This window comes from Chromohalobacter sp. 48-RD10 (assembly GCF_029889785.1).
Lineage (GTDB): Bacteria > Pseudomonadota > Gammaproteobacteria > Pseudomonadales > Halomonadaceae > Chromohalobacter.
Genome location: NZ_JARANX010000017.1, coordinates 1 through 15273 on the forward strand (window position 1 = coordinate 1; position 15273 = coordinate 15273).

The window sequence follows — 15273 nt, forward strand, 5'->3', positions numbered from 1 at the left end:
GGCATGCCGTACACGGCGCGCGGCATCCTCGCAGAACATCAAGTTCTGGCCATTGGCCAGGGCGAATGCTTGCTCATCGACACGCTTGACGGCCGTCTGCAAGGCCGTGCCAAGCGCGTTCTCGACCGTGTCGATCAGCGCCGCCACGGGCAGCGCCTCGAGATCGCCGGCCAGGCGCAGTGAGAGATGCGCCTGGCTGCGTTGGCTGTGTGGCGTCGCCAGGATACCCTGCTCGCTGCCCAGCCACGCCCTGACGGCGTCGTGGCTGATCGGCATGTCGGTGAAGTCCTCGTCGAATGCTTGCTGGATCGATTGGCGTGCGAGGGCCGCCGAGCAGGGGCAGGTCGAGGAATAGCCGATCGTGATCTCGAGCGTCGCCTGCATGCCCCGTGCATCTTGGCGGCAGCGCAACGCACAGGGGTATGCCTTCCAGCCCGCGCGTGGGCTGATCAATGCAGGGCGCTTGATCAGGACGTCACCGCTCAGATCGAGAAAGGCGGTATTGGACAAGTCGTCATGGCTATCCAGAAAACGCTGCAATACCGCGCCCAGGCGTGACAGCGTCACTTCCTCGTGTTCCAGGGCCTCTAGCGCCATATAGAGACGCGACATATGAATGCCTCGCGCCGAGGTGGCGTCCAGGGAAACACCGGCCGAGGCTCGACCGTTGACGGCACTGTTCGCCAGGCGAAACGGTAGCGCGATGTCCTCCATCCCGACCCAGGCAAGGAGGCCTTCCAGGTCGGACGCACCGTTTGCCACGTCGTGCAATGTATGTGGGTTCATGGGCTCTTGCATGCGTTTATCAGTCCCAGGCTGGAAAGGGGTCGGGCAGTGTCTGCCAGTGCGTATTGCCGGCGAGCATTTCCTCTTCGCTCAACAAGCAGGCGTCGAGCGCCTGGCGCATTTGTGCCTGATTCAGGCGTTGGCCGATGAAGACCAATTCCTGGCGCATGTCGCCGAACGGTTCCTGCCATTTCTCCATGATCGCCTCCCGATACTCGGGGTCGTCGGGCCAATGCGATTCGGGTACGGCTTTCCAAAACAGGCCCGCGAAGCCGTAATGGGCGATGCCACCGGCTTGACTCCATTGCCCGACGTGTTGCGGTCGTGTGGCCAGCCAGAAGAAGCCCTTGGAACGCAGTAGCGTGGCGTCGAAGCCATCGCCATGAATTAGCGCGTAGAATTTCTGCGGATGAAAAGGGCGCCGGGCATGATAGGTGAAGCTCGAGATACCGTATTCTTCGGTTTCCGGCACGTGCTCGCCGCGCATTTCCTTCAACCACCCCGGGGCCTGCTGGGCGCGCTCGAAACTGAAACGCCCGGTATCCAGGACCTTGTCCAGCGTTACCTGGCCATGCGTCATGGGAATCAGCTCAGCCTCGGGGTTGAGTGAGCGCAGCACCGCCGTCAGCTCATTTAACTGCTGGGTTTCGAGCAGATCCGTCTTGCTGATCAGCAAGACATCGCAGAACTCGACCTGATCGACCAGCAGGTCGGCGACATTGCGTTCGTCGTCCTCGCCGAGGCTTTCCCCGGCTTCGGCCAACGACTGGGCCTCGTGATACTGGGAAAGGAAATTGACGCCGTCCACCACGGTGACCAGCGTATCCAGGCGGGCGACCTGCGAGAGGCTTTGCCCGCCTTCGTCCGTGAAGGTGAAGGTTTCAGCCACCGGCAGTGGTTCGGAGATGCCCGTGGACTCGATCACCAGATGATCGAAGCGCTCCTCAGCGGCCAGACGCCGCACCTCGACCAGTAGATCTTCGCGCAGGGTGCAGCATATGCAGCCATTGCTCATCTCAACCAGGCGTTCATCGGCCCGGTTGAGCGTCACCGCGCCTTGATCCTCATGTGGCTCGGTGGGCGCCCCCCGGACCAGCGCGGCATCAATGTTGACCTCGCTCATGTCGTTGACGATCACCGCCACGCGGCGTCCTTCACGGTTGGCGAGAATATGGTTGAGCAGCGTGGTCTTGCCGGTACCTAGAAAGCCGGATAAGACGGTAACCGGGAGTGTTGTCTGCGATGACGGCACTCTGTTTCTCCTCTTGTCTGTTGATGATGCGTTTCCCGCGATGCCTCGGTCTTCGTGGCGGCATGTTTAATTATGTTATATCATAACATATATGCAACCCAGATATTCCAGCGTTGAGTTTTTTGCCGCATGATACTCGCCTAGGGATTTGGCTTATCGACGTGAGGCAGGGAGCGCAATGAAAGGATGGGTGCTGGGCGGGACACTGGTGCTGTTGAATGGGGCGAACGCGGCCCTGGCGCAGGGCGAAGCGCCGGACAAGCAAGTCCGCGAGGTGCTCGATCCTATCGTCGACTCCTTGATGGAGGCGCAACACATCCCCGGTATGGCGGTCGCCCTCGTTGGCCCACAGGGCACGATGATTGCCCATTACGGCGTCGCCGACCGCGAGACAAGCTCAGCGCTCGACAACGACACCTTGTTCGAGATCGGCTCGCTCAGCAAGACGTTCACCGCCACGCTGGTCTCGTTGGCCGCCGTCGAGGGCAAGCTCGATCTCGACGCCCCGGTGAGTCGCTATCTGCCCAAACTCGAGGGCAGTGCCTTCGATGACATCAGCGGCCTTGATCTCGGTACTCACACCGGCGGCGGACTGCCGCTGTTCGTGCCGGATGAAGTCACCGATAACGCATCGCTGATGGCCTGGTATCGAGACTGGCAGCCAAACGAGCCCATCGGCGAGAGCCGCACCTACTCCAATCTCAGCATCGGGCTACTCGGCGTGGAAACGGCGGCGAGTCTGGATAGTGAGTTCGTGTCGGCGATGCGTTCGCATGTGCTAGAGCCGCTGGGATTGCAGCACACTTGGTACGACGTTCCCGACGATCATATGGCTGATTACGCCATGGGCGAGAACAAGGACGGCCAGCCGAGTCGCGTGGCCCCCGGCGTGCTCGACGATGAAGCCTATGGCATCAAGACCACGGTCGGCGATCTAGCCAAGCTGGTACGAGCCAACCTGCATCTCGCGGATATCGACGCTGAGCTTCAGCAGGCCATCGACGCCACCCGCCAGGGTTATTACCGAGTCGGCGACATGACGCAGGATCTGATCTGGGAGCAGTACCCACTCCCCGTCGCGCTCGACACGCTGCTTGCCGGCAACGGCTATGACATGATCCTCGAGCCCAACGCAGCCGAGGCCATCGCGCCGCCACAAGCGCCACGCGACGATGTCTGGATCAACAAGACCGGCTCCACCAACGGCTTCGGCGGCTATGTCGTGATGCTGCCCGGCGAACAGACGGGGTTGGTGATGCTGGCCAACAAGAATTACCCCAATGGCGCTCGCGTTGAGGCGGCTTATCGCATTCTCTCCGGCCTTGGTGTGATCGACGCACCGCAGTGGGTGGATTCGCCATAGTGGCTCGGTGCGCACCTTAGCTCGGCATCAACAGGCTCCACCACGCCACGCCCAGCAGCAGAAGGGCTAGCCCCCGGTTGAACCATCGCCACTGCCGTGTCGTACGGAACAGCCGGCCAACGCCGCTGCCCATCAGCGCCCAACTCGCCAGGCAGGGTACGGCAACGCCGCCGAAGATGAGCGCTAGCACGGCAACGTGCGCCATGCTGGAAGCGCCATCGGTGAACACACTGACCACCGAGAGCGCCATCATCCAGGTCTTGGGGTTGACCAGTTGCAAGCCGGCGGCCTGCAAGGCGCCAAAGTGCGGTACCCGGTCGGAGGTGTCGTTTTCCAGCGTCGGCGGCTGGCTGCAATAGAGTTTCCAGGCCAGCCAGCTCAACCAGGCCACACCGACTAACGCCATGATTTGGCGAACGAGGGGATATGCAAGCAGCGTATTCGCCAGGCCACCGCCGACGACCAGCACGATCATGGCCGCCGCCAAGCTGGCACCGAATACCGCTGGTAGTGCGCGCTTCCAGCCCCGGCGTGAGCCTTGCGTCAGGATCAGTAGATTGGTCGGCCCCGGCGTGATCGAGGCCACGAAGGCGAAAAGTGTGAAGGGCAACCAGGACGACATGGGTAACTCCGTAAATAGTAGGGATTGCGCCACTATGCCGTCGGTGAGCATTCGCGTCTGGAAGGTTTGAGCAGCGACGTGATTCAGGCTCGCTGAGAAGCGCGACGGTGGGCTCAGCTCGGTGGCTGGCAACGGCGCCGGTAGTCGGCCGGCGTCAAACCGTAGGCGCGTCGAAACCAGCGGCCCAGATGACTCTGATCGGCGAAGCCCAGTTGGCTGGCCACTATGGCAGGCGATTCACCGGTGGCAAGGCGCTGGCGAGCGAGGCTCAAGCGTAGTTGCACCAGATAGGCATGGGGCGCCAGGCCGAAGGCGGCTTTGAAGGCGCGGGTCAAGCGAAAGCGGTCGACACCGCAATGCTCGGCGAGCGTCTGCAGGCCGATATCGTCTCCACTGTGGGCGTGTAGATATGCCTGGGCATGTCGTGCGACGCGGGGCAGACGCGGATCGTTGTCCCAGCGTCGCTGACGCCAGCCCAGATGCGGGACCATGCCTTGCAGTAGCGTATCGAGTGCGGCATCGCGCTGGAGCCGTGTGCTCGGTGCGCGCAGTGTAGTGAAGGCGTTGGCGACGGCAGCGATCAAGGGCGAGTCGTCGACCAGTGTCGAAGCGAACCCTGGCTCCCCCGAGACGACGCCCGGCGTCCCGAAATGGCGAAGCTCGCGTTGCAACCAGTCTGCGTCAAGGTAGAGCATGGAGTATGTGAAGCCGCCACGCGCCGGCGCGTGGCCGTCGTGAATCTCGCCTGGTTCGACGAAGAAGAGACGTCCCGGCGTACTATCGTGTCGCCAGCGCCGACAGTGAAACTGCTGCACACCTTGCTCGGTGAAACCAACCAGATAACTGTCGTGCCAGTGCGGGTCGTAGGCATGGCCCTCGAAATGCGCGCGGATTGTCTCGATACCCGTATCGCCATCCTTTTGCAGGTCGATCCAGTTCGTCGATTTCATCCCAGCCTCCCGCTAAATCATCATGCTGAGCTGGTTCTAGCATGCCAGTGTGAGCGACGATTGTCTGGAACGTTTGTGCAGCCTGGGTGCGTCAGTCCGGCGCCGGCGTTTCGAAGGTGTCGCGCCGGCGTACCGTCAGCGTGGTACCGATCGAGGCGACGATGATCAGGCCGATAGCCAGCCATTGCAGGCCACTCAGGAGCTGGCTCAGGAACAGCAGGCCGGAGAGCGCACCGATCGCCGGTTCCAGGCTCATCAGAGTACCGAAGGTCTGGGTCGGCAGGCGCGGCAACGCCACCATTTCGAGCGTGTAGGGCAGGGCGGTGGAAAGCACGGCGACGGCGAGTGCCAGCGGGAGGACGTCCGGCGCGAAAATCGCCGGGCCGACGTCGATCAGCCCGACAGGGGCGATCACCACCGCGGCGATGGTGATACCCAGCGTGGCGCTCTGGGCGCCGTTGACCGAGCCCGCCTTTTGCCCGAACAGGATATACAGTGCCCAGCAGACGCCTGCGCCCAGCGCGCAAGCCGCGCCGTAGGGATCGACCGGGCCGTTGCTGTCATCGCCCAGCAGTAGAAGGAACGCCAGGCCGAGCACGGCGAATGCCACCCACAGCAGGTCCAGCCAGCGTCGCGAGGAGAGTATCGCCACGGCGAGCGGCCCAGTGAACTCCAGTGCCACTGCGATCCCCAGCGGCACGGTCTGCAGCGCCTGGTAAAAAAGCAGGTTCATGACGCCTAGCGCGACGCCGTAGATCACGGTCGACTTCCAGGCGCGGCGGCTGAATCGCTGGCGCCAGGGGCGCATGACGATCAGCAGTATCAGCGCGGCGAGAATCAGGCGAATCGAGGTCGTGCCGGTGGCGCCGATGACCGGAAACAGGGTCTTGGCGATGGAGGCGCCGGTCTGGATCGAGCACATCGCCACGATCAGTATGGCCACCGGCCAGATCTTGGCGAGCAATTCACGCGCGACGGCTGACATGACACCTCCCTTGTGTGTGCGGCATGGTTCCTTCCCGACGTTGTCAGTGACAACATGACCGAGCGCTGGCAGGCGAGAGAGTCGCGATAAATACCATGCAGCCAGCAGCAACTCGAGTAGCGTCGTCGCGACGCCATCAGGTACACGAATATCTAAAATAAGCCGCTCAGATTACGCTTTCTCGACGCGTACATCCAATGCCCTGTCATCGAATGCCAGCCGGTCGGCAATCGCCGCCATATCGGCCACTGGATCGGCGTATTGCCAGGCGATGTCGGGGTGTGCCGTCACACTGAAGTAGATGGCGTCGCCCTTGAAGGGGCAGTGCGTCACGTTGGCGGAGTGGACGAGATGCGCCATGTGCACGTCGCTTTCGGGCAGGTACTGGCGCGGGGGATAACCGCGTTCGCGTAGTTCGACGGCGCGGGTACTGTCGGCGATCAATGTGTCGCCGTCCCACACCCGCACACGTCGAGCGTGCGGGTGCAGGCTGATGCGGTCTTGCGTAGTGTCTGCGGACATGAGGCCTCCCAGGCTATTGAGTGTCTGCCGACAAGGGAGAACCAGCGAGTGCGCGTGTCACGGCGGCCTCGGCATGCAGTGCCGTGGTGTCGTAGAGCGGCACATGGGTGTCGGTCGCCTTGATCAGCATGGCGATCTCGGTGCAGCCGAGAATCACTGCCTGCGCCTCTCCGGCGGCGTCCCATCGTCCTTCGCTTTGCAGGGTCTCGATCTCGGCGAAGTCCACGCTCACCATCGCCACCTTCGCTGAGTGCAAGCCCCCTAGAGCTTGCTTCACGCCCTCATTCAGCGCGCGATAGTAGCTTTCGGTGGATTCCCAGCTCATACCGCCGAGTAAACCGATGGTGCGCATGATGAACTCTCCTTGGGTGAAAAATCGGAATAAAGCGCCGCGACGCGCGGTCGACCCACGAGGCGGATTGTCGCACCCTGCCTCGCGTCATAGCGCCGCAGGCCGCCTCTGGCCCGAGGTACAGGCGCATGGCATCGCGCGCCCTTTGGACCCGCGCGCTCGTCCGGCTGTGTTGGGGCGAGAGCCGCGATAGTATGGCACGCCTCTGAACAACCCACCGGTCGCGACCATGTTCTTTTTCTTGCGTACATCCACGCGTCGTTTCACCGCCTGGCTGAGCCTATTCGCCATGCTGCTGGTGGTATGCGGTCCGGTGGTCGGGCAGGCCAGCGCGTCTCTGCGGCATGACGCGATGCCCGCGCACATGACGATGCATGTCGAGGCTGAACAGGGTCCGCCATCGAGTGGCCACGTCGAGTCGGCCGGGCTCCATGATCAGTGCCCGTATTGCTCGCTATTCGGCCATTTTCCGGTTATCGAGGGTGTGTCCACCATCTCGATAGCGGCCAACGCTGCCGTCATTGCGCCACATGTGCCGAGCGTGCTTGCTTCCCAGGCTGTGACGACCACCTTCCCCAACGCGCTGACCCGCGCGCCGCCGTCCGCACACCATCACGCATAAGCGGTCTCGACCCCGAGCCTAGCGCCTGCAAGCCGATGCTTGCTCAGGGGCGTCGACCAATGATGAATGCGGCTACCTGCTGGTAGTCAACGGCACGCTATATGGGGGCTTTATGTCTCGTCCTTCTTCTCGTTCTTCACGTGCCGCCGGCGACCTTTATCGGGCGGTCTGGCGTTGGCATTTCTACGCGGGTCTCATCGCGATTCCCTTTCTAATTTCGCTGGCGGTGACCGGTGGGCTCTACCTCTTCAAGGATGAGATCGACCAGTGGCTCAATGCGGATATCGTGCGCGTCGAGGCGCAGTCGTCGCCGACGGTAGCGCCGCAGCAACAGCTCGATGCCGCCGTGGCGGCGTATCCCGGCGAGGCGTTCCGTTATGTGCCGCCGGCGGCACCGAATCTCGCCGCGGAGGTGGACATCGCCACGGGCGATAGCAGACAAGCGGTCTATGTCGATCCCTATACTGGCCAGATCACCGGCACGATTCCCTATCAGGGCAGCGTGATGTGGATCGTGCGGTCTATCCACAGCCTCTCTTACTTCGGCGAGACGGCGAGCATGGTCATCGAGATCGTCGGTGGCTGGTCGATTCTACTGGTGTTGACCGGTCTCTATCTGTGGTGGCCGCGCGGCCGGCGCGGGGGCGTGATGTCGGTACGCGCAACTCCGGCGAAGCGGGTCTTTTGGCGTGATCTGCACGCTGTCACTGGCGTCTTCGTGGGGGGCTTCATTCTCTTTCTCGCCGTGACCGGCATGCCCTGGACCACGGTGTGGGGTAGCAAGGTCAACGAACTCGCCAATGGCCACAATGTCGGTTATCCGGACGGGGTGCGCGTCAACGTGCCGGTCTCTGACGAACGGCTGGCGGAGCGGGAAACGACGCCCTGGTCGCTGGAACAGGCGCGCTTGCCGGAGTCGACACCCCAAGGCGAGAGCGCGCCGAACATCGGAATGAATGGCGCAGTGGCGGCATTCGACGATCTGGGACTGGCTCCCGGCTATGCCGTCAGCCTGCCAAGTAGCTCCAGCGGGGTCTATACCGGCTCGATCTACCCTGACGATCTCTCGCGGCAGCGCGTTGTGCACCTGGATCAGTACAGCGGCGAGCCGCTTCTGGACATGAACTACGCCGACTACGGTCCGCTGGGCAAGTCGCTGGAGTGGGGCATCAATGTCCATATGGGGCAGCAGTACGGGCTCGCCAATCAGCTGATTTTAGCGCTGGCCTGCGCTGGGATCGTACTGCTGTGTGTTTCCTCGGGCGTGATGTGGTGGAAGCGTCGACCGAGCGGCAAGCTGGGGATTCCCCCCGAACCCAAGGACCCCCGCCGCTTGCGCGGCGTGCTGGCGTTGCTCGCCATCGGTGGCGTTATCTTCCCGCTGGTAGGCGCCTCGATGATCGTCATGGCGGTGGTGGATGCGCTGGTGCGCCGCCGCGGCGCCAGGCGCGCCGCGACGACCGCTTAGCCAGGCAGTCGCCGATGACCGTTGCGCCCGCCCGTGTCACGCGAGGGCGGGCGCGATCGTCATTCATTTCATCTCGAAACCGCGCGAGACGAGGAAGTCACGCATGTGCGGGCGCACCTTGTGCTCGAACAGCGGCGTGAGGTTCTGCGACCAGGTAGTGTCTTTCTGAGCACTGCCACGCGCCTGGTAGTAGTCGCGCATGGTGGCGTCGAAGGTGGCGACGTGGGGCTGATCGTCGCGGTAGTAGTCTTCCTTGAGGATGGCGTCGACCGGCAGGCGGGGTTTGACCTCCGGGGACTGATCCGGATAACCCAGGCACAGGCCGAAAACCGGGTAGACGTGCTCGGGCAGGTGCAGCAGGTCGCTCACGGCTTGCGGATTGTTGCGAAGACCGCCGATGTAGCAAATACCCAGGCCTTCGGATTCGGCGGCGACCACGACGTTCTGCGCCATGAGCGCGGCGTCTACGCTGGCGACTAGCATTTGCTCGGTCATACCGCGGGTAGCGTCGGCACCGGCGCGTTCGGCGGCGTCGGCGGGGCGCTTCATATCGGCGCAGAAGACCAGGAAGTCGGAACAGGTGGCGATGTAGTCCTGTCCGCCAGCCAAGCCGGCGATGGTCTCGCGATTGGCCGGATCCTTCACGTGAATGACGCTGTAGGCCTGCACATGGCTCGAGGTCGCGGCGCTCTGGCCGGCCTGAAGGAGATCCCGCAGAAGGTCATCGGGAATCTGGCGGTCGGTGAAGCGGCGGATCGAGCGGTGTTGATTGAGCAATTCGATGACGGGATTCATGCAACCTCGCGTGGATGATTTTATTAGCTTACTAATAAGTATACCGCATATACCGGCTGTCTCTCACTAGGTGGCGCGTCAGTGCGCCATATCTCTCGCCAGGGCGGGGTATTATCCTGAAGGTAGTATGTTCTCTCACCGACCAGGGATCGACGCGATGAAGGCTGCGACCGCTCGTCCGACCACGTTGTCTGCCGCCTGGAGCCTGTGGACGCTCTTGCTCGGCGTAGGGCTTTTGATGATGGGCAATGGCCTGCAGGGCTCGCTGCTCGGGGTACGGGCGTCGGCAGCGGATTTCGGCAACACGGTCACGGGACTGGTGATGTCGTCCTACTTCGTGGGCTTTCTAGTGGGCTCGGTGCTGACGCCACGCAAGCTGCGCGAAGTCGGCCATGTGCGTGTCTTCGCGGCGCTGGCGTCGATCACCTCGGTGGCGATCCTGATTCACGCCTTGTTCGTCGAGCCATTGGTGTGGGCGGCCATGCGCTTCGTCACCGGTTTTACGTACGCGGGGCTCTACGTCGTCGCTGAAAGCTGGCTGAACGGTTATGCCTCCAACCGGCTTCGGGGACGCCTGCTGGCGATCTACATGGTGATCAGCTATCTCGGCATGGGCGGTGGGCAATTGCTGCTGGGCAGTGCCGATCCTTCGGGCATGGCGTTGTTTCTGCTGGTGTCGATTCTGGTCTCGCTGGCCTTGGTACCGATCTTGATCAGCTACACGCCGCAGCCCGAACTCAGTCAGCCCGAGGCGATGAGCCTGCGCGCGCTGTATCGGCTCTCGCCACTGGGTACGGTGGGCTGCTTCATGACCGGCATCACCAATGGTGCCGTCTTCGGCATGGGCGCGGTGTTCGCCACCAATAGCGGCTTGAGCGTCGCCCAGGTCTCGGTCTTCATGAGCGCCTTCATCTTCGGCGGTGCGATCCTGCAGTGGCCGCTGGGCAAGCTATCCGACAAGGCCGACCGGCAATGGGTGATCGTCGGCGTCGCCCTGGTAGCGGTGCTGCTGTCGCTGGTCGGCGCGCTCGTCAGCGGCTGGTCAGCGATGTCATTGACGCTGCTCGGGGCGTTGCTGGGTGCGACGACACTCACGCTCTACTCGATCTTTCTGGCCTGCGCCAACGACTTCTTGACCGATCAGCAGACCGTGGCGGCCAGTGCGAGTCTCGTCCTGGCGTTGGGGATCGGCGCGATTCTGGGGCCGGCCAGCGCCGGGGTGCTGATGGAATGGCTGGGGCCGGATGGCTTCCTGTGGGATCTGGCCATCATGCATGTCGTCATGGTGTTGTTCGGGCTCTATTGCATTCGTCATTACCCGACCAGCGAATCGCCCGAACAGGGCCACTACGTGATGGTCGCCTCGGACACCACGCCGCTGGGCACGGCCTGGACGGAAGAAGCCGCGCAGGAAGAAGGGCAACTGGAACTGGCGCTGGAAATGGAGGCGGAACCGGAAGCCGAGACCGAGGATGAAATGTTGGCGGGGCGATGAGTGCGTTGCCCCGCTGACGAGATAAGCCCACGACTGGGGGGCGGAGTCAAATACTGACCAGCGATTCCCACCAGCGCGCGAGGCTGTGTTGCCAATCCGACGCTTCCCGGTGTTCGTCACGCGTGTCGTTGAGATAGACCGTGGCGGTGAGGCCGGCCGAAAGCTGGACGTCGTCGGGGACGTCGTCGAGGGCGATGCGCACGGGGATGCGCTGCGAGAGCCGGACCCAGTCGAAGGAGGTGCTGACGTTCGCCAGTCCGCTGCCCTGGCTGTCGAGGCTCTTGTCGGAGATGCCGCGTGCGATGCTATCGACGTGCCCCCACAGCGGGGTGTCGCTGGCCAGGAGCTGGATGCGCACTGGCGCGCCGATGTCGATGGCGTCGAGCTTGGTTTCCTCGAAGTAGCCGAGCACGTGGAAACTGTCGGCGTCGACCAGGGTGATGGCGTCCTCGCCGGCCGAGACGTATTCGCCGGGGCGCAGCAGCAGGTTGGTGACATAGCCGTCGACCGGGGCGCGCACTGTGGCGCGTTCGAGATCAAGCTTGGCCTGTTTGACCGCGACTTCGGCCTGCTCGACCTGGGCCTGGGCGCTTGAATAGGCGAAGCGCGCATCGTCGCGGTCCTCCTGCGAGGCGTAGTCGCCGAGTTTTTGACGACGGGCATTGGCGGCCTTGGCTTCCGCGCGCTGCTGCTTGAGATTGTTGAGGTTGGCCTTTGCCTCGGCCAGCGCCAGTGCGTAGCGCTTCTTGTCGATAGTGAACAGCACGTCGCCAGCCTGCACGGTATCGTTGTCCTCGACCCGGAGGTTCTCGACCAGGCCTGAGACGTCGGTGCCGAGGTTGATGACATCGGCCCGGACACGGCCGTCGCGGGTCCAGGGGTCGTGCATGTAGTGGTTCCAGATCTGCGCGATGGCAACCACGGCGATGGCCAGTATCACCAGCGTCAGCAGCGGGCGCAGGAACTTGCGCGCACGCGGGGAGAGTGTCATGGCGTCATCCTTCTTGTGAGTGGGCGATCGGCAAGGCACCGGTCAGGGCGAGTACCGACCACAGCAATAGGGCGTAGAGGGCGATGTCCACGAGCACCGGTTGCCAGAACCAGTGATAGACGCCGAGGCGCATGAACACTCGCCTCAACAAAAGATAAAGGCTTAGCGAGACGAGCACGGGAACGGCCAGCGGCGGCACTAGAAAACCGAGAAAGGCCCATTCAGCGAACATGCGGCGTCTCCTGTCGAGGCGGTGTTGCTTGCCGATCAAGCGATGCGGCCTGGGCATCGTTATCGGCGCGGTTCTCCAGCGTGACGCCGGGCGCCTCGCGCATGAGGTGCCCCAGCATGGCAATTTCCCCCGCCGTGGCGACGGAGAGCCGGGGCTCGTGATAAAAGCGATCGACCCATTCGCGGGCCTGATCGGAAAGCTGGCGCCAGACCTCGGGCGAATGATGGCGATGCGCGATCAAGCGTTGGCCGATATCATCCAACCAGGCCTCGAGTTCCTGGCGATGCGGGGCCAGCTCCTCGCGTAGCCGCCGAATACGCCATACGCACAACGCCAGGGCGTGCAGATCGAGCGCCTCGCGCAGCGTGTCATCCGTGCCGCCCAAGGCGACGATGCGCCCTAAACGGTCGTAAAGGCGACTCTCCAGACGCGCCCGGTTGGGCAAGGTCGGCTCGCGCATTAGGCGCGCCACGCCTTGCCAATAGGCACTGAGCAGCGTACGGATGCGCTCGGCGGGAGAGCGTTGCTGCATCAGCGAATAGGTAGTCATGGCGACGATCGTGCCGAGAACCGATGCCAGGCCGCCGTTGATGTAACGGGTCGGTGAGAAGTTGTAGGTTGATTGCAGGTTAAGAAGCGTCATCAGGGTGATGGCGCCGGCCAGACCGATCAGAGACCACCGAGGATGCGGTGTCATCAGCGTGCCGACCATGACCGGAATACCGATGGCAATGGCCAGCAGTGGAAAGCCGTTGATGACTGGCAGCACCAGGAAGAGCAGGACACCGCCGAGAAGCACGGCGGCGATACTCCCCCACATGAACTGGTAGACCACCGCGGCGGGATTTGGCGCCTTGGCGAACAGCATGGTGAAAACGCCCAGCAGCATCATCGCCAGGTAGCCGGAATGCCAGCCGCTGTGCACCCAGAATAGACCCAGCAACTCGAAGGCGATGAACACGCGCAGGGCGTTGAAGCGGGCCACGAAGTGCTCGTTGTGCGTGGTGCGGGTACGCTTTTCGCGCGGCAAGGTCTGCATCTTGGCCGCCGCCGGGTCGTTCAGTGCATGACGCAGGCGTCGACCATGCTGCAGCAGGCCGAGTACTTCTCCAAGGCGTTGACGTACCAGTTCGGCGCGCACGCGGCTGCGGGGGCTCACCTGGTCGACGTCCCACTCGAAGTTCGGCAGCGTCAGCTTTTCCAGCGGCTCGCCGGCCGGTTGTTCGGCGATCGCGGTGAGCAGCGGTGCGGCATGCGCGTTCAATTGCGCCAGCCAGCGATCCCCGTCCTCGCATTCGCGCAGATAATCGATGGCGGTTTCCAGCTCGCGGATGGCGGTAATCAGCGCCAGGCTATCACTGGCGAAGCGGTCCAGCGCGGGGATGAAATGGCTCAGGCGCCGCGTTTCCAACCGCGTGAGGCCGCGCAGTTTTTCGAACTGCTGATAATAGCCAAGCAACGTCTTGAGGCGTGCGTCCTGGGTATCGCGGGGACGCGGTGTGTCCAGAGCCGCGTGGGTTTCTTCGGCAGCGCTTTGCAGAAATTGGGAAAGCGCCTCGGGTAATGCCCGGCTCCCGAAGCGCGGGGCGATGAGCAGGTGCATCAAGACACCGCAGCCGATGCCCAGTGCGGTTTCCGAGAAGCGCCCCAGCGCGACCGTCCAGATACCATCGACCCCTGTGCCGATAGCGGTCAGCGAGACCAGCGTGGCGGTATAGCCGCTGAGCATCATCACGTAGCCCAGGTATTCGTCCTGCTCGAGCATCACCCAATACATGCAGAACGCCAGCCACGCGCCCGCGAACAGCAGATACAGCATGGGCTGCTGGCCAAATAGCGCAATCAGTACCAGCCCGGCGATGGCGCCGAATAACGTGCCGAAGAAGCGTGCCACGCCGCGCCCGAGGATAATGCCAATGGGCGGCGTGCCGCCGGTGAACATGACTGGCTGAAGGGTAACGATCATCACTGCGAGGATGGCCCAAGCGGGCTGGTACAAGTCGAGGCGCAACGCCAGGAAAAGAGCCAGCCAGACGGCCAGCACGGTGCGTAACGCCAATAGCCAATGATCGGTGGAAATGCGCAGCATAACGTCATCCGGCCCCGACCGAATGGCCGGCGCATCAGGGAAAAGCGAGATAAATATTAGTCTGCGAATTATCTCAGTTCGTGCGACGTATGTCTAACTTCACCGCCACTCTCTCATGCTGAGCGGCGAGGGCCCTGGAATTTGGCGGTGTCGCCCTCACGTTGGAGGGATACCTTGCAGTGATATGTGCAGTGACAGAAAAGGAGAGCGCACGATGAGTTTTCAGGGCGAGCAACATCCCGGTGTCGAAACGCCACCGACCGAAACGCAGGGCTTTCGTTTCAACCACACCATGCTGCGAGTGAAGGACCCCGAGCGTTCTCTGGCCTTCTATTCGCGGGTCTTCGGGATGCGTGTGCTGCGCAAGCTCGATTTTCCGGAGATGCAATTCACACTCTACTTCCTCGCCAACCTCGGTGATGACGACGCCGTGCCGGAGGATCCAGCCGAGCGCAACGCCTACACCTTCGCGCAGAAGGGCATTCTCGAACTGACCCACAACTGGGGCACCGAAGATCAGGAAGGCTTTGCCTATCATGACGGCAACGCCGAGCCACAGGGCTTCGGGCATATCTGCTTCTCGGTGCCGGACCTACATGCCGCCGTGGCTTGGTTCGACGCCAACCAGGTAGAATTCAAGAAGCGCCCGCAAGACGGCAAGATGAAGGACGTCGCCTTCGTCAAGGATCCCGATGGCTACTGGATCGAGGTCGTTCAGCCCGAGCAGCTGGGCCACATGGGGAGTTGAC

16 protein-coding genes are annotated in these 15273 nt (G+C 62.8%); 5 read left to right on the forward strand and 11 right to left on the reverse strand.

The window, feature by feature from the left end; all coding sequences use genetic code 11:
* Together folE2 and zigA are read right to left on the reverse strand one after the other, a co-directional pair.
* A partial coding sequence (folE2, locus tag OP496_RS13890; protein WP_280564287.1) for a GTP cyclohydrolase FolE2 occupies positions 1 to 786 on the reverse strand: 786 nt, incomplete at its 3' end.
* Positions 787 to 805: 19 nt separating this feature from the next.
* Complete coding sequence (gene zigA, locus OP496_RS13895; RefSeq protein ID WP_280564288.1) at positions 806 to 2038, reverse strand: zinc metallochaperone GTPase ZigA; 1233 nt, start codon at positions 2036 to 2038, stop codon at positions 806 to 808.
* Positions 2039 to 2216: 178 nt separating this feature from the next.
* On the opposite strand from zigA, the gene ampC reads away from it, so the two are divergent.
* Positions 2217 to 3401, forward strand: coding sequence for a class C beta-lactamase (ampC, locus tag OP496_RS13900; RefSeq protein ID WP_280564289.1), 1185 nt, complete (start codon positions 2217 to 2219; stop codon positions 3399 to 3401).
* A 16-nt stretch (positions 3402 to 3417) separates the two neighbouring features.
* Here ampC and OP496_RS13905 read toward each other — a convergent pair whose 3' ends face one another.
* The 5 genes from OP496_RS13905 to OP496_RS13925 all read right to left on the reverse strand — a co-directional run bounded on the left by OP496_RS13905 (position 3418) and on the right by OP496_RS13925 (position 6832).
* Positions 3418 to 4023: a LysE family translocator gene (locus OP496_RS13905; protein ID WP_280564290.1), complete on the reverse strand. Its 606-nt coding sequence runs from the start codon at positions 4021 to 4023 to the stop codon at positions 3418 to 3420.
* Positions 4024 to 4136: 113 nt separating this feature from the next.
* A complete protein-coding gene (locus OP496_RS13910; RefSeq protein ID WP_280564291.1) occupies positions 4137 to 4973 on the reverse strand; it encodes an AraC family transcriptional regulator in 837 nt (278 codons plus the stop codon).
* Between the two features lie 91 nt (positions 4974 to 5064).
* Positions 5065 to 5958 carry a threonine/homoserine exporter RhtA gene (gene rhtA / locus OP496_RS13915; RefSeq protein ID WP_280564292.1) on the reverse strand — a complete coding sequence of 298 codons (894 nt, stop codon included), beginning with the start codon at positions 5956 to 5958 and terminating at the stop codon, positions 5065 to 5067.
* Between the two features lie 171 nt (positions 5959 to 6129).
* Positions 6130 to 6480, reverse strand: a complete 351-nt coding sequence (locus OP496_RS13920) for a DUF427 domain-containing protein (RefSeq protein ID WP_280564294.1) — start codon at positions 6478 to 6480, stop codon at positions 6130 to 6132.
* A gap of 13 nt (positions 6481 to 6493) precedes the next feature.
* Positions 6494 to 6832: a hypothetical protein gene (locus tag OP496_RS13925; protein ID WP_280564296.1), complete on the reverse strand. Its 339-nt coding sequence runs from the start codon at positions 6830 to 6832 to the stop codon at positions 6494 to 6496.
* A gap of 229 nt (positions 6833 to 7061) precedes the next feature.
* Between OP496_RS13925 and OP496_RS13930 the strand changes: the two genes are divergently transcribed.
* Both OP496_RS13930 and OP496_RS13935 read left to right on the forward strand, forming a co-directional pair.
* Positions 7062 to 7454, forward strand: a complete 393-nt coding sequence (locus OP496_RS13930) for a DUF2946 domain-containing protein (protein WP_280564298.1) — start codon at positions 7062 to 7064, stop codon at positions 7452 to 7454.
* Positions 7455 to 7566: 112 nt separating this feature from the next.
* Positions 7567 to 8922 carry a PepSY domain-containing protein gene (locus tag OP496_RS13935; protein ID WP_280564300.1) on the forward strand — a complete coding sequence of 452 codons (1356 nt, stop codon included), beginning with the start codon at positions 7567 to 7569 and terminating at the stop codon, positions 8920 to 8922.
* A 63-nt stretch (positions 8923 to 8985) separates the two neighbouring features.
* Here the strand turns inward: OP496_RS13935 and nfsA are convergent, their stop codons facing one another.
* The gene (gene nfsA / locus OP496_RS13940; protein WP_280564301.1) at positions 8986 to 9717 is read right to left on the reverse strand and encodes an oxygen-insensitive NADPH nitroreductase; all 732 of its coding nucleotides are present in this window, start codon (positions 9715 to 9717) and stop codon (positions 8986 to 8988) included.
* A gap of 157 nt (positions 9718 to 9874) precedes the next feature.
* Here nfsA and OP496_RS13945 point away from each other — a divergent pair, with 157 nt between their 5' ends.
* The gene (locus OP496_RS13945; protein WP_280564303.1) at positions 9875 to 11212 is read left to right on the forward strand and encodes an MFS transporter; all 1338 of its coding nucleotides are present in this window, start codon (positions 9875 to 9877) and stop codon (positions 11210 to 11212) included.
* A gap of 46 nt (positions 11213 to 11258) precedes the next feature.
* On the opposite strand, the gene OP496_RS13950 is transcribed toward OP496_RS13945, so the two are convergent.
* From OP496_RS13950 to OP496_RS13960, 3 genes are read right to left on the reverse strand one after another with little or no spacing between them, the layout of a single operon-like run.
* A complete protein-coding gene (locus tag OP496_RS13950) occupies positions 11259 to 12203 on the reverse strand; it encodes an efflux RND transporter periplasmic adaptor subunit (protein ID WP_280564304.1) in 945 nt (314 codons plus the stop codon).
* Positions 12204 to 12207: 4 nt separating this feature from the next.
* Entirely contained in the window at positions 12208 to 12435 is a 228-nt protein-coding gene (locus tag OP496_RS13955) for a DUF1656 domain-containing protein (RefSeq protein ID WP_280564305.1), read from the reverse strand.
* Positions 12425 to 14524, reverse strand: coding sequence for an FUSC family protein (locus OP496_RS13960; protein ID WP_280564307.1), 2100 nt, complete (start codon positions 14522 to 14524; stop codon positions 12425 to 12427). The genes OP496_RS13955 and OP496_RS13960 overlap by 11 nt, the downstream gene beginning before the upstream one ends.
* 214 nt (positions 14525 to 14738) lie before the next feature.
* On the opposite strand from OP496_RS13960, the gene gloA reads away from it, so the two are divergent.
* Positions 14739 to 15272 carry a lactoylglutathione lyase gene (gloA, locus tag OP496_RS13965; RefSeq protein WP_280564309.1) on the forward strand — a complete coding sequence of 178 codons (534 nt, stop codon included), beginning with the start codon at positions 14739 to 14741 and terminating at the stop codon, positions 15270 to 15272.
* Position 15273: the final 1 nt, after the last annotated feature.